The sequence below is a fragment of the Ferruginibacter sp. genome (genome assembly GCF_028288465.1).
Lineage (GTDB): Bacteria > Bacteroidota > Bacteroidia > Chitinophagales > Chitinophagaceae > Ferruginibacter.
In genome coordinates this window covers 68,585-83,403 of the sequence record NZ_JAQBNR010000059.1, presented here as the reverse complement: position 1 = coordinate 83,403, position 14,819 = coordinate 68,585, and the positions used below count along the sequence as shown (strand labels likewise).

The window sequence follows — 14,819 nt, the reverse complement described above, 5'->3', positions numbered from 1 at the left end:
TTCGGTATATATCCCCGTGGTAAAAACGGCAGATGCTTCCACCTGGGCTGTGGTGCAATCCTTAAAAAGCAAACTGCCCGAAATGCAGAGCCTGTTGCCGGATGATGTCAACATCGGCTACGAATTTGATCAGTCGGTATTTGTGATCAACGCTGTAAAAAGTCTGATGACGGAAGGTATACTGGGCGCTATACTTACGGGCCTGATGGTGTTACTGTTTTTAAAGGATTGGAGAAGCAGTTTGGTGGTGGTGATTACCATTCCGGTGGCCATATTGAGCAGCGTATTGTTTCTTAATCTTGCCGGTCAATCCATCAATATTATGACGCTGAGTGGCCTTGCCTTGGCCATTGGAGTATTGGTTGACCAGGCCACGGTAACCATTGAAAATATACACCAGCACCTGGAGATGGGTAAGAATAAACGGCAGGCTATCCTGGATGCTTGTGAAGAAATTTCTTTTCCATTGTTGCTGATCTTATTGTGTATCCTTGCCGTATTTGCACCGTCTTTTGTAATGAATGGCGTGCCTAAAGCGATGTTCCTGCCGCTCTCTTTATCCATCGGTTTTGCGATGATTGTTTCATTCATCGCAGCCCAAACATTGGTGCCGGTTATTGCCAACTGGTTATTAAAAGAAGGCATGTTTCAGTATCATCACGAGCAGCAGCACGCTCATGCCGGACTGGCGTTGGATGATAAGGAGATTACCGAAATCAATCTGCACAATGCGGAAGATAAAAAGCATCCGGAGGAGAACGGATTTTTTCAACGCATAAAAATGTCACTTGCAAACAGACTTGAAAACTGGATGCCTAAACGGAAGCCAATCGTGTTGGTGTACCTTGTTTTATCACTGGCGGCGGCAGGAGCCTGCTTTGTTTTTATTGGAAAAGATTTGTTGCCGAAAACCAATAACGGTCAGTTACAAATAAGGATTAAGGAACCTGATGGTACGCGGCTGGAGGAAACCGAAAGAGCAACAAAAGGTGTGCTGGATGTGATTGATAAAACTACCAATGGCAATGTAAAAATCAGTTCTGCCTACGTGGGTTTAATACCGAGCAGTTATGGATCCAGTAACCTATACATCTTTAACAGCGGTACACATGAAGCTATACTGCAGATTAACCTGGAAGAAAATTACAAGGCCAACCTGGATGAATTAAAAGATAAATTAAGGCAGAATATAAAAGCGGCTTACCCCTTGCTGAACATCTCTTTTGAGCCCATAGAATTAACAGAAAAGATCATGGCCCAGGGAGCTTCCACACCTATTGAAGTAAGGGTAGCCGGTAAAAATTTTGATGAACTAAAATTGTACGCAGAGAGGTTGGTGGATAGCCTGAAACAAATCAGTTACCTGCGGGATGTTCAAATAGCGCAGCCTTTAAAATTCCCAACCATAAAAATCAACATTGATCGTTTTCGTTTGGCGCAGATGGGGCTTAACCTGAACGAAGTGGCCAGGAGTATTACCGATGCTACTTCTTCCAGCCGCTTTACCGAAAAAGTACAATGGCTTGATCAGAAAGTTGCGTACACTTACCAGGTGCAAGTACAGGTGCCGGAATACCTGATGAACTCCATTGAACAATTGCAATCTATTTCGCTGGTAAAAGGAAAATCAAGACCCATTTTATCTGACATTGCACAAATGACGGTGGATACATTGCCAGGTGAATATGATCGTGCCGGGCCACGCCGTTTTTTAACAGTGAGTGCCAACATTTATAAAAAAGATCTCGGCACCGCCACCACGGCAATACAAAAAACCATCACGGCGTTAGGTACACCGCCAAAGGGTTTGGTGGCCGATGTAAAAGGCATGTCATCTTTATTAACAGAAACGCTGGACTCTTTACAAACAGGTTTGCTGGTTGCCATCGTGGTGATATTATTATTGCTGGCTGCCAACTATCAATCTTTTGGTGTATCTGTTGCGGTGTTATCAACTATCCCGGCTGTATTGTTGGGAGCGCTGTTATTGCTGCTGGCTACTGGTGCCACATTAAACCTGCAATCATACATGGGCATTATTATGAGTACGGGTGTATCAGTAGCCAATGCCATCCTGATTGTAACCAACGCAGAGGCTTTGCGCTTGCAATACAAAGATCCATTTAAAGCAGCTACAGTTGCAGCCAGCGTGCGGTTGCGCCCCATTTTAATGACGAGCCTTGCCATGATTGCCGGTATGATACCCATGGCCAGCGGGCTGGGAGAAGCAGGTGATCAGTCGGCACCGCTGGGCCGTGCAGTAATCGGCGGTCTTATTGCATCCACTTTTGCGGCCTTATTTATTGTACCCCTGGTATATGGCTGGGTTCGGCAAAAAGCGTCTTTTGGATCCGTGTCTTTATTACCAGAAAATAGTAACAATTAAATTTATCAACATGAAATATTTTATTTTTCCATTTTTATTTTTTGGGATTTATTCCTGCTCTTCCAACAATGCAGCACCCAATAAAACCATAGAGCCGAAAGCCGCTGCAACTAAGTATGCGCTTGCTACAGTTGAAAAGGGTGGCGTGGCATCTACTATAAAACTGCCCGCACAACTGGCAGCCTTCCAGGAAGTGAGCATATTTCCTAAAGTGAACGGTTATGTAAAAACGGTACAAGTGGATATTGGTTCAAGAGTTGCGAAAGGCACCCTGCTGATGGTGCTGGAAGCCCCGGAATTGGTGCAGGCTGCCTTACAGGCAAGGGAAAAATACGCCCGCACCAAAGCAGATTTTGCAATTGACAAAGAACGCTACCAGCGCTTGCTGGAAGCAGCTAAAACCGTCGGTGCAATTTCCCCACTCGATCTCTCCAGCATAAAAGCAAAAATGGAGGCAGACAGTGCGGTAAGCAATGCAGAAAAAGCCAACTGGCAAATGCAGCAAACCATGCTGGATTACTTAAAAGTGGTAGCGCCTTTCGCCGGTGTTATTACCGAAAGAAACGTACATCCGGGAGCGCTGGTAAGTGCATCGGCGAAAGACAAGCCCATGCTGGAATTGAAACAAATTGATCACCTGCGTTTACAGGTAGACATACCCGAGGCATTGGCGGGTAACCTGAAAAATAAAGACACGGTATCTTTTTACGTTAGCGCCCTGCAAGGCAAGAAACTTACCGGCAATATCAACCGTTCTTCCATGAATGTAAACGCCCAATACCGCAGCGAGCGAATGGAAGTGGATGTGCCCAACAAGGATGGTGCGCTTGCTCCTGGCATGTTTGCAGACGTGCTGTTGTATTCCAAAGGCAATGTGGAGGCATTGTTCGTACCAAAATCGGCGGTGGTTACTTCTACCGAAAGAAAATATGTACTGGTGATGAATGGCGATAAAATCACTAAGGTTGATGTCAGCACGGGCAATCAAACGGCTAATAAAATTGAAGTGTTTGGTGCCTTAAAAGCCGGCGACCAGGTGATTGCAGTAGCCAACGATGAAATAAAAGAAACAACCTGATGCTTTAGGGACGCGGTTTTATATAAAAAAGAGTGCGCTATATTTGCACTCTTTTTTATATAAATTGATTGGATGCTGAAATATATTTTTTCATGGGTATTTATTTTTTTTACCGGAGCTGTATTGATGGCTCAAACAACAAAAAATATACAACACCTGGATGAGACATGGTTTGCATATTTCAACCAGGCAAGGTTAAGCGATAAATGGGGCACGTGGACAGACTTTCAATTACGTACGAAGGAGCATTTTGTCAAAAATCTTTCGGTTGGCATCATTCGGGTAGGCGTTACTTACTATGTTTCCAATACCACTAAATTAACAGCTGGATTTGCGTGGGCCAGTTATTTCCCCGGCGACAATCACAAAAATGTGTCACAACCAGAACGTCGCCCGTGGCAACAGATACAATGGGATGCCCGCTATGGCAGAAAAAGAATGGTACATTGGGTTCGGCTGGAAGAGAGATTCCGGCACAAAATTTTAAATGACAATACGCTGGCCGATGGATATAATTTTAATTACCGGTTGCGTTATAACTGGCGCTATGAGTTACCGCTTGATAAAAAAGAAACAAAACCGGGAGCTATTACCCTGATTGTAAATGATGAGATTAATGTAAATGCGGGCAAACAGATTGTGTATAATTATTTTGATCAAAATCGTTTCTATATGGGGCTCAAAATTCAGACAACGCCCATTTCAAATATTCAGTTTGGTTACCTGAATATATTTCAGCAACTGGCCGCCGGCAATCAATATAAAAGTATTAACGCTTTCAGGCTATCCTACTACCAAAGTTTCGATTTCAGGAACCATCCATAAAAGAATGTAATTAACATTTTCATTCTGATAAAAATGCGACCAGTGAAAAACTTTAACGCTTATGGCCAAAAAATTTCCAATTGCGATAACGTAATTTAGTAAGAGATTTTATCTTGCTGCATACTAAAGAACTGCTGTAAGTTCTTCAGTATCTTTTTTAATCAATTGCTACCTATTATCTCAAACGTGTAGCTTAGCAATAATATCTGAACAAAATGGCAGGAATATTAGACTTGGTAGGAAATACACCCATGGTTAAACTAGACCAGGTAAGTGTAAATAAAAATGTAAGTATTTATGGCAAGCTGGAGGGAAACAACCCTGGTGGAAGCGTAAAAGACCGGGCTGCCTACGGCATGATCAAAGGCGCGCTGGACAGGGGTGAGATAAGAGAAGGTATTACATTGATAGAAGCTACGAGCGGCAATACAGGTATTGCTTTAGCGATGATAGCCAGTTTGTTTAAAGTGCCGATAGAATTGGTAATGCCTGAAAATTCTACCCGTGAAAGAGTGCTCACCATGCAGGCCTTTGGAGCCAGGGTAATTCTTACACCGAAGGAACGGTCTATTGAGGGCAGTATTGATTATGCAAATGCCCAGGTAGCAAAAGGTGGTTATTTTATGCTGAACCAATTTGGTAATCCAGATAATGCCGGCATGCACTATAAAACTACGGGCCCCGAAATTTGGCGGGATACGGCGGGCACCATCACCCATTTTGTATCTGCCATGGGCACTACTGGTACTATTATGGGCGTATCAAGATACTTAAAGGAACAAAATACCGGCATCCAGATTGTTGGCTGCCAGCCAACTGACGGATCGCAGATTCCCGGCATTCGCAAATGGCCGGAAGCCTATTTACCAAAAATATTCGATCGTAAAAGGGTAGATCGTATTATTGAAGTTGATGAAAAAGATGCCCGTAAAATGACAAAAAAACTGGCCAGGGAAGAGGCCGTGTTTAGCGGGTTAAGCAGTGGCGGCGCAGTACATGCTGCTATTGAATTGTCAAAAGAGTTAACGTCCGGGGTAATTGTAGCTATCATCTGCGATAGGGGAGATCGTTATTTGTCTTCGGATATTTTTGACTGATGAAAAGCCAATCTCAGGTACTTTTATTTTGCAATTGTAACAAATATTCCAGTGCCTGTTTCAGGTTCACTTTCAATAAGTAACTCGCCATTAATAGAGTTTACGCGTTCCCGCATACTTACAAAGCCCGGTGTTTCTTTCTGCTGGGTAATATCAAATCCATCACCATCATCTTTGATAGAAAGCCTGATTTTATCATTGACTTCTTCAATCCTGATGTGTACACTTTTGGCGTTGGCATGGTCCTGCACATTTTTTAACGACTCCTGGCAAATCCGAAAAAAATCTGTTTGAATTTCCTTGGTTAACAGTTCTTCTCCATAGTTATTGTTAAATGTACATGGTATATTATGTAACAGGGAAAATTCTGTAGAAAGCCATTCCAGTGCAGCATTCAGGCCGAATTCATGCAATACGTTCGGACTAATGGAAAAAGAAATCCGCTGCAGTGTTTTAATCAGCATTTGGGAAATAACCAAAGCTTTTTCTACCGCCACTTTGGAAGGCTCCGGTAGCAAAGGCGTGTTCATAGCAACAGATTCAATATTCATTTTAATGGCGGCTGTCAATTGTGCCAGTTCTTCATGCAATTCGTAGGTCAGGTATTTTCTGTCTTTTTCAATATCACTTTTAAAATGGGCCGTTAAATTTTTAAATTTGTTGTACTGCTGCTCAATATCCGTTTCTGCCAGTTTCCTTTCCGTGATGTCTTTTGCGGTGGCGAACACCAATCCGCTTTTGGAGAAATACAGGGAAGTCCATTCCAACCATATAATGTCTCCTTTTTTTGAAATATACCTGTTTACAAAGTTGTGCAGCACTTTGCCGTTCAATAAAGCTGACCGGTGTTTATGGGTGATTTTTTTGTCATCTTCATGTATGAATGTAGAAATAGGTTGCGACAGCAGTTCATCAATGGTGTATCCCAGTTTTTTAATTACCACCTCGTTTACCGATTTGAAAAATCCATCCCTGCCTGCTATACAAACCAAGTCAGGCGATTGCTCAAAAAATGCCGATAATTCTATTTCAGAGTTCATTAAGTTCGTCATGGTATATGAATGTACGGAAAATCAGTAGGGAATAACCGTTAGTATATTTTGATTAAAGAATATGTTAAGCTGAAAGCGTTTCACTAGCCGCCGATTAAATATTTTTTAGTCCCTATTTAAAATTGCTTAAATATTTATTGAAATTGATTTATATTTTAATAAAAAACAAATTATTAACCAATAAAAGCAAATATTTAAATCTAAGAACATTATACCCAGGTAATGCAAACCATTTAAATGGCGGTTATAAATTGCATGTTGTGGGTGCCCATAACTCATCCCGGCTCACCCGGGATACCGTTGGAAAACACATCTCCTGCTATTTAGATTCGGTGCAAAAAGACCGGCTTAAGCGGATAGTTTACGCTTTACTTTAAAGCCCTGGTTCCGGTTGAGGATAAGAAAAGCTAAATCCAAAATTTGCGTTGATGTACTAGACTTACACGCCAGGGGTAACTCATTTTTTTGATGGGTTAACTGCTGATGAAAGGAAAGGCTGCCTGACAGGCAGCCTTTGGGATTTTAAAAGCGGGTTGGTTTTTATTGAACAATGGTTAAAGTTTTTGTAAGTGCTTCACCTGAATTATTCGTAACAATTCGTACCCTGTACAGGCCCGGTTGCAGATTGCTTAATTCTATCGTACTGCTTGACCTCACACTGATCGATCTTACCTGCCTTCCGGAGTTATCAATTACCTGTATGGTTGAAGGTTGTGTAATATCAGCTAAAGCAATTTTGGTATTCCTTGTAGCAGGGTTAGGGAAAATAGTAAAGTCAAATGAAGCACCGGCGCCACGTACTACCCGAATTTCGCTATAAGCAATTGCGGCATCACTGCTCACCATTTTTAAACGATATTCAGCTGTGGTTTGTTCGTTTGAAATATCAGTGTAACTATAGCTGCTGCCGGTTTCTTTATTGGCCGCTGCAATGCTGCCGACGGTTACAAAGCTGTTACCGGATTTTTTTTGTATTTCAAAAAGCCGGGCATTTATCTCAGCGGCAGTTTGCCAGTTAAGGATCACACTGTTATTGTTCCTGGTTGCTGTAAATGTCCTGATGCCAATTGGTAAAATTCCACCTTCGGGTACATTGCAACCAAACGGATCTGTTGATCCGGGGTTGTGAAAATAGATCGCCCAGGTTGACGCTGGCGGCATATTTCCACCCACCACACAGTAACCGATAAAGCCCTGGGAGCTGCATTTAGAAGCATCTGGCGAAGCAAAAGTAATGTTGGTTTTTACTCCATTGGAGTAAACCGAATCGATGATTGGAATGGATGGCGGACAGGTTGTATAATACAGTTTTAATTGTCCGTCAGAGCAGGCTCCATTACCATTGTTACGTCTGAAATAATCAGGACAAACAGATTGGGCGAAACTAACCGTGGCTATTAAAACCAGGGCAAGAGTAGATGTAAAAAATTTCATTTTGCAAATTTTAGAGGTTTAAATATTTATTTCGTTTGTAACAGAAATAAAGAATCTTAAAAAGTGCTATTCACAAAATTGGAAATTAAATATCGGCTGTACAACTGCGTAAAGCAATGTATTAATGAATCTGTAACGGGGTTAATCAGTAACTGGGGACTTGGAAGAAAAAGCGAAAGGAACAGGGATGATTACTTAATAGGAGATTGAGGTAATATGTTTGTAGCGTGTTCTTGTGTAGTGCAAAGATAGAATCATTTTTATACTGACCAAATTTTTTCGTCGAAAATTGATCGCAGTAAGCTTCCTGAAAAATTTTCCATGCTTGCTTATTATTTAAGTTTCAGCTGCTCAATTTTATTGCCGACCGTGAAGTTTATTAATTCTTGTTCCAACAGCGAAAATTCTGCCTTCAAAACTTTTTTTACAAATGTTCCATTATCAAGTAAATAAATTTCGTCGCATGTAGCATTGAGCGTTGAAAATATATGTGATGAAATCAGGATGGTTTTATTGAGGGATTTTAGCTGGTGAATAATTTGCGTAATGAGGATGTTGCTGTGAATGTCAACACCATTAAAGGGTTCATCCAAAATCAGTATTTCATTTTCCTGCATCAGGATGGCCATAAGAGCCAGTTTCTTTTTCATGCCGGTAGAGTAAGTGGCGGCATATTCATTCAACGGTAAGCCAAAGATATTTTTACTATCAATGTCGGTCACCCTGATGTTTCTTGCATTGCACATCAGTTGCAGGTATTCCCTGCCGGTTATTTTTGAAAAGAAGTAAGGCTCTGTCTGAAGCAAACCGATATGGTTTTTTAACGGATTAAACTCGCTGTTTATATGGCCTGAATACGCTTGTAGCCCTGCTATGCACCTGAAAAACGTTGTTTTACCAGAACCGTTTTCGCCCACAATCCCATAGACCTTTCCTTTAGAAAAATGAGCATGCACATTATTCAGTATAATGTTACTGCCAAAGGAAATTGATACATTTTCAATGGATATCATCGCAAAAAATTGTTCAGTTTTTTAAGGGAACGGATGTAAAAATAAGGTATTATCAAAATCAGCAAGGGTGCAAACAGTATACCTGCAACGAGTAATATAACCTGCGGCAATGCGATAGGTTGTGGAAAGGCAGAATACTTTGCGCAGATAGCGGTTGCCAGGTAAATATGGCCCAGGCAAAAAAATAATCCAATTATGTTTATGTGGGGGGGATAACAGATACCCAGGGCGATTGCAGCGGGAAGTGTTAACAAAGAGGCCTGCCATGCTGCCGTTGCAATTTTTTGTTTTAAAAACTGATGCGGTGTTAATAAAAATACCCTAACATAAAAGCCGGTTTCCATTTCCTGATAAAATGAAATGCACAATAAGAAAATGGCCGTCAGCGCAACCACGCCAAGGTTGAAGTTATGTACAACAATAGCAATAATTGTAACCAGGTAGCAACATAGCAACGCCGGCCACATTTTTCTGAAACCCGAAATAAATTCAAACGGCTTTTTATAAAATGGCGTTGGAATAATGAACCGTAACTTGTTTTTAAAACTGATGAATGCGGTTGCGGTTGCAAGCGCCAACAAAATACCGGCTGACGCAATACAGTTTTTGCAAATCAGGAAAATAAGAAACGGCAACACGACCAAGATATTTTCACCTAATCTTACCCGGTAATAATCACCTATTTTAAAACAGGATCTTAAAAAATCGTTTCTATCTGTACCTGTAAAATTCGCGGTGAGGCTTGCTGCAATCAAAGTATAAATGTATTGGGCAAAAGCTGTTTTATAAAAAAGATATAAAGACAAGCTGACAAAAATGGGCGGCAAAGCAATCCATGCTATAGCCCGCGGTAGGCCAAAGTCTGCCAGTTGCCTGTTGAGCATTTTGTATTGCAGGGTGAAATAATTTTTGATCATGTATGTTGTATCAGTGTTGCAGTATGGGCCGCCAGGTAAATATAGTTTCCTTGCATTTTATTTTTGAACACCTGCAAGGTCATCTTTTTTTGTTGATATGTTGGCTTCCATCGTTATACACAAATCCCCATCATATCCTGCTTTTAAAAAACTTCAGCTGCATGTAAAAAATATCAATAGCCGAAAGCAACCTAATGATAAAAACCTGCGTTCCTTATTGCAGTACTACTTTTTCAGGCCTGAATAAAGCACTAATTCCACCACCAAACAAATTAAAGTATTCCAAAAAAAATACCATGAAAAAAAATATTTTTCTGCTGACAGCTTGTGCCTTTTACGCACTGCAATTTACGGCCTGTAAAAAAAGTGATCCGGCTGTAATACCACCCAGAACTGATATCCACCTGGATTCTACCAATTCACTCGGCAGCCATATTGTGGATAAGGATGGGAAAACGTTGTACTATTTTTCCAACGATGTAAATGGTCAGTCCAACTGTACAGGCGGGTGTTTAACCAACTGGCCGGTATTTGCTGCAGACAGCACTACCACTACGTTTGGGGCTGGTTTGCAGGCTGCTGATTTTAAAACAATTTTAACCAGTACCGGTGCTAAGCAAACTACTTACAAAGGATGGCCCTTGTATTATTATTCGCCCGGCGGTGTACAGGAAGCAGCAGGCCAAACAACCGGTGAAGGTGTTGGCAATATCTGGTTTGTAGCCAAGCCCAACTATTCAATCACCATTGCCAATTTCCAGCTGACGGGCGCCGATGGTAAAAATTATTTGAGTACGTATGCTCCCGGCGACGGCCGCACGAGTTATTTCAGCGATGATAAAGGCAACACCTTATATGCTTTTGGAAGAGACAGCTTCCTGGTAAATAAGTTTACAAAAGCCGATTTTACCAATAATTCTTTCTGGCCGATTTATGAAACAGACAATATTACCGTGCCTTCTATACTGGATAAAACCGTGTTTGCGGTAATTACTTTTAATGGCAAAAAGCAATTGACCTACAATGGCTGGCCCTTGTATTATTTTGGTGGCGATGCGCAGACAAGGGGATTTAATAAAGGCATCACCATTCCGCCAACACTTCCCGTTGGCTCGTTGTGGCCAATAGTAAATAAAACTTCTGCTGCGGCGCCGAAGCCGTAGTGTTTTGAATTTGAAATTAAAAGCCCGGCGATGTAACGCCGGGCTTTCTACAACGAAAAATTTTGATAAACATGCCCACCCCATCAATCGTTATCGTAACTCTGACCAGCCACCGGAGCATCATTAAAATGAGTTCTTGATAAAAGCAAGTGTTCTATAAATAATTGGCGTGATGCTTTTCCTATTTGTTGTTTTTTGTTGCCTTGGCTTCAGCTATTGGTCAGGAGACGCAACAGCGGCCTGCTTTGACAGGGTGATTTTTCTTCTTGTACAGTAACACTAACAAGGGGAAACCAACACTTACTAATATTACGATTCGCACTCCGATAAAATAAAATTTTCCCAAGGCGAAAATATACAAATGTGAGACGCCAATGCAGTACCATAAGGCTTCTTAGCCCGGACAAGAAAATTTGTCACGCATAAAAAAGGCTAACGTTTGCGGTTAGCCTTTATAAATTGTTGCCTAGTTATTTATGCATCCTTGCCGTGACAATTCTTATACTTTTTGCCGCTTCCACAAGGACAGGCGTCGTTTCTGCCGATCTTTGGTTCTACACGGATTGGTTCCTGCTTGATAGCGGGAGAGGGATCATTGTAATCATTTTCGTTGCTGATGTATTCTGGTCCACCGGTGCCGGATGCAGCGCCTGCAAACTCTTCCTTGCGCTGGCGCATTTTGCTCATGTCGGTTTTTTGTTCGCGGCCTTCTTTTATTTTGGCAGCATTGGTTTCTTCAGTGGGGATAGCGCAATGGCAAAGAAAACTTACGATGTCTTTATTAACCGCATCATCCATTTGCTTAAAGGCGCTGAAGGCTTCAATTTTATAAATTACCAGCGGATCTTTTTGCTCGTAGCCTGCAGTTTGTACACTATGGCGCAGATCGTCCATGGCACGTAAATGTTCTTTCCAGGCATCATCAATCAACGCCAGTGTAATGCTGCGTTCCAATGCATTGGGCAACTCCGCGCCTTCGCTGGCGATGGTTTTATCCAGGTTGGCGAGTGCCTGTATTTGTTTACGTCCATCGGTAAACGGTACGGCTACATTTTCAATATGGCTGCCCTGTTCTTTACGGATGTTTTTTATAATGGGCAGCGTTTGCTGTGCCACTGCAACTACTTTACGATTGTAATTACTCTTGGCTTCATCGTACAATTTTTCTGCCACCTGTTGAATATTTCCTTTCTCCAGCTCTTCTTTGGTGATGGTAGTATCAATCCCGAAGTTTACAATCACGGCGAGTTTGAAATCTTCAAAATCGGCGCTTTCGCGGAAGGAGTTGATGAGACCATCTGCAACAGAATAGAAGGCATTGTCAAGATCAAGTGCCAGCCTTTCACCAAACAAAGCGTGGTTGCGTTTGCTGTACACCACGTTACGCTGTTTGTTCATTACATCATCATACTCCAGCAAACGTTTACGGATGCCGAAGTTATTTTCTTCTACCTTTTTCTGCGCTCTTTCAATGCTCTTGCTGATCATGCTGTGCTGGATCACTTCGCCTTCCTTGTAGCCCATACGGTCCATCATAGAAGCGATACGTTCGCTGCCGAACATGCGCATCAGGTCATCTTCCAGGCTTGCAAAGAATTGCGTGCTGCCCGGATCTCCCTGCCGGCCTGCACGACCACGCAACTGCCTGTCCACGCGGCGGCTTTCATGCCGTTCGGTACCTACAATGGCCAGCCCACCAGCTTCTTTAACGCCTGGCCCTAGTTTAATATCCGTACCACGACCTGCCATATTGGTGGCGATGGTTACGGCGCCGGCCAAACCAGCTTCAGCAACTACCTGTGCTTCCTTGGCATGTTGTTTTGCGTTCAATACATTGTGCGGAATATTTTTTTGCTTCAGCATCCTGCTCAACAATTCACTTATTTCTACAGAGGTTGTACCTACAAGTGAAGGACGTCCGGCAAGGCGCAAACGTTCTATTTCATCAATCACCGCCTTGTATTTTTCACGCTTGGTTTTGTACACCAAATCCTGTTCATCTTTCCTGATGGCGGGTAAATTGGTGGGGATGGTTACCACATCCAGTTTATAAATGTCCCATAACTCAGCGGCTTCTGTTTCGGCAGTACCTGTCATACCACAAAGCTTGTGGTACATCCTGAAATAGTTTTGCAGCGTAACGGTAGCATAAGTCTGTGTACTGGCTTCAATCTTCACATTTTCTTTTGCTTCAATAGCCTGGTGCAAACCGTCACTGTATCGTCTCCCATCGAGTATACGGCCAGTTTGTTCATCCACAATTTTTACGGCTTCATCCAATACCACGTACTCGGTGTCTTTATCAAATAAAGTGTAGGCTTTTAATAATTGCTGTACCGTGTGTATGCGGTCAGCTTTTAAAGAGTATTCATTCAGCAGGGCTTCTTTCTGGCGCAGTTTTTCATCTGCATTTAGGCTGCTCTTTTCAATGTCGCTTAGTTTTACGCCGATATCCGGCAAAATAAAAAATTCAGGATCTTCGCCTGATTTAGTGATAAGGTTAATGCCCTTATCAGTTAAATCAACCTGGTTATTTTTTTCATCAATCTGGAAATAGAGTTCTTCATCTACCTTGGGCATTTCTTTCTGCTGATCTGCCAGGTAATAGTTTTCACTCTTTTGCAGTTTAACCCGGATGCCTGGTTCGCTCAGAAATTTAATCAGCGCACCATTTTTAGGTAAACCCCGGTGTGCACGAAACAGCGACAGACCGCCATCTTTGGGGTCATCATTTCCTTCAGCTATTTTTTTCTTTGCATCAATTAAGAACTGGTTCACTGCTTTGCGCTGTGCATCCAGCAACTTTTCAATGCGTGGTTTCAGGTCAAAAAACTGTTGCGTATTATCGCTGTGGCCAACCGGTCCGCTAATGATCAGCGGTGTACGGGCATCATCAATCAACACACTATCCACCTCATCCACCATGGCGAAATGATGTTTGCGCTGTACCATTTCATCTGGGCTGTGTACCATGTTATCCCTCAGGTAATCAAAACCAAATTCGTTGTTGGTACCATAGGTGATATCAGAGTTGTAAGCCGCTCTCCTGGCGTCACTGTTGGGTTCATGTTTATCAATACAGTCAACGGTTAATCCTAAAAATTCAAAGAGCGGGCCGTTCCATTCACTATCCCTTCTGGCCAGGTAATCGTTTACGGTAACTATATGTACACCTTCGCCACTCAATGCATTTAAATAGGCAGGCAATGTACTCACCAGGGTTTTACCTTCACCGGTGGCCATCTCAGCAATTTTTCCGCTGTGCAATACCATACCGCCGATAAGCTGTACATCATAGTGCACCATGTTCCAGGTAACTTCTCCGCCGGCAGCCGTCCAGCGGTTGCTGAAGATGGCTTTATCGCCCTCAATGCGGATGTGTTTTTTTGTAACGGCCAGTGTTTTGTCCAGTTCTGTTGCGGTACTTTCCAGCGTTGCGTTTTCTTTAAAACGGCGGGCGGTTTCTTTTACCGCGGCAAAAGCTTCGGGCAAAATTTCCTGCAGCACTTCTTCTATTTTTTTGTCCCTTTCTTTTTTTAAGGCATCAATTTCCTGATAGATAACATCCTTTTGATTTATTTCTACTACCGGTAAATTTTCCGCATCAATTTTTTTTGTGCCGATCTGCGCATCAATTTCTGCCAGGTGCTGGCGGATGCGTTGTTTAAATTCCTGGGTTTTATTGCGCAAGCCATCGTTGGAGAGGGATTGATATTGTGCAAAAAAACGATTGATGGCTTCAACCTGGGGAGTGATTTTTTTTACATCTTTTTCACTTTTGTTGCCACCAAATATTTTCGATAAAAAACCTATCATAAAATTACTGTTATTGGTATATTAATATTATCGGGTTG

10 protein-coding genes are annotated in these 14,819 nt (G+C 42.2%); 5 read left to right on the top strand and 5 right to left on the bottom strand.

The features are described 5' to 3' along the window. From JWR61_RS22870 to cysM, 4 genes are all read left to right on the top strand, one after another. On the top strand, window positions 1–2,386 hold a 2,386-nt coding region (locus JWR61_RS22870), incomplete at its 5' end, for an efflux RND transporter permease subunit (protein WP_301930028.1). 10 nt (window positions 2,387–2,396) lie between these two features. Continuing rightward, a complete protein-coding gene (locus tag JWR61_RS22865) occupies window positions 2,397–3,464 on the top strand; it encodes an efflux RND transporter periplasmic adaptor subunit (RefSeq protein WP_301930027.1) in 1,068 nt (355 codons plus the stop codon). Window positions 3,465–3,536: 72 nt separating this feature from the next. After that, entirely contained in the window at window positions 3,537–4,289 is a 753-nt protein-coding gene (locus JWR61_RS22860; protein ID WP_301930026.1) for a DUF2490 domain-containing protein, read from the top strand. Between the two features lie 215 nt (window positions 4,290–4,504). Further along, window positions 4,505–5,386: a cysteine synthase CysM gene (gene cysM, locus JWR61_RS22855; RefSeq protein WP_301930025.1), complete on the top strand. Its 882-nt coding sequence runs from the start codon at window positions 4,505–4,507 to the stop codon at window positions 5,384–5,386. Window positions 5,387–5,409: 23 nt separating this feature from the next. On the opposite strand, the gene JWR61_RS22850 is transcribed toward cysM, so the two are convergent. From JWR61_RS22850 to JWR61_RS22835, 4 genes are all read right to left on the bottom strand, one after another. Further along, the gene (locus JWR61_RS22850) at window positions 5,410–6,438 is read right to left on the bottom strand and encodes a PAS domain S-box protein (protein WP_301930024.1); all 1,029 of its coding nucleotides are present in this window, start codon (window positions 6,436–6,438) and stop codon (window positions 5,410–5,412) included. Window positions 6,439–6,978: 540 nt separating this feature from the next. Continuing rightward, window positions 6,979–7,872 carry a T9SS type A sorting domain-containing protein gene (locus JWR61_RS22845; RefSeq protein WP_301930023.1) on the bottom strand — a complete coding sequence of 298 codons (894 nt, stop codon included), beginning with the start codon at window positions 7,870–7,872 and terminating at the stop codon, window positions 6,979–6,981. 332 nt (window positions 7,873–8,204) lie between these two features. Then, window positions 8,205–8,885: an ATP-binding cassette domain-containing protein gene (locus JWR61_RS22840; RefSeq protein WP_301930022.1), complete on the bottom strand. Its 681-nt coding sequence runs from the start codon at window positions 8,883–8,885 to the stop codon at window positions 8,205–8,207. Then, on the bottom strand, window positions 8,882–9,802 hold the full coding sequence (locus JWR61_RS22835; protein WP_301930021.1) for a hypothetical protein: 921 nt from the start codon (window positions 9,800–9,802) through the stop codon (window positions 8,882–8,884). The genes JWR61_RS22840 and JWR61_RS22835 overlap by 4 nt, the downstream gene beginning before the upstream one ends. A gap of 296 nt (window positions 9,803–10,098) precedes the next feature. Here JWR61_RS22835 and JWR61_RS22830 point away from each other — a divergent pair, with 296 nt between their 5' ends. Continuing rightward, window positions 10,099–10,965, top strand: coding sequence for a hypothetical protein (locus JWR61_RS22830; RefSeq protein WP_301930020.1), 867 nt, complete (start codon window positions 10,099–10,101; stop codon window positions 10,963–10,965). A gap of 474 nt (window positions 10,966–11,439) precedes the next feature. Here JWR61_RS22830 and secA read toward each other — a convergent pair whose 3' ends face one another. After that, window positions 11,440–14,781 (bottom strand): preprotein translocase subunit SecA, encoded by a 3,342-nt coding sequence (gene secA / locus JWR61_RS22825; RefSeq protein ID WP_301930019.1) that lies wholly within the window; start codon window positions 14,779–14,781, stop codon window positions 11,440–11,442. Between the last annotated feature and the right edge of the window lie 38 nt (window positions 14,782–14,819).

Bases quoted from the DNA above. Each gene is read 5' to 3' on its own strand.
- secA (WP_301930019.1), bottom strand. From the start codon at position 14,781: ATGATAGGTTTTTTATCGAAAATATTTGGTGGCAACAAAAGTGAAAAA.
- JWR61_RS22840 (WP_301930022.1), bottom strand. From the start codon at position 8,885: ATGATATCCATTGAAAATGTATCAATTTCCTTTGGCAGTAACATTATA.
- JWR61_RS22850 (WP_301930024.1), bottom strand. From the start codon at position 6,438: ATGACGAACTTAATGAACTCTGAAATAGAATTATCGGCATTTTTTGAG.
- JWR61_RS22835 (WP_301930021.1), bottom strand. From the start codon at position 9,802: ATGATCAAAAATTATTTCACCCTGCAATACAAAATGCTCAACAGGCAA.
- JWR61_RS22865 (WP_301930027.1), top strand. From the start codon at position 2,397: ATGAAATATTTTATTTTTCCATTTTTATTTTTTGGGATTTATTCCTGC.
- JWR61_RS22845 (WP_301930023.1), bottom strand. From the start codon at position 7,872: ATGAAATTTTTTACATCTACTCTTGCCCTGGTTTTAATAGCCACGGTT.
- JWR61_RS22860 (WP_301930026.1), top strand. From the start codon at position 3,537: ATGCTGAAATATATTTTTTCATGGGTATTTATTTTTTTTACCGGAGCT.
- JWR61_RS22830 (WP_301930020.1), top strand. From the start codon at position 10,099: ATGAAAAAAAATATTTTTCTGCTGACAGCTTGTGCCTTTTACGCACTG.
- cysM (WP_301930025.1), top strand. From the start codon at position 4,505: ATGGCAGGAATATTAGACTTGGTAGGAAATACACCCATGGTTAAACTA.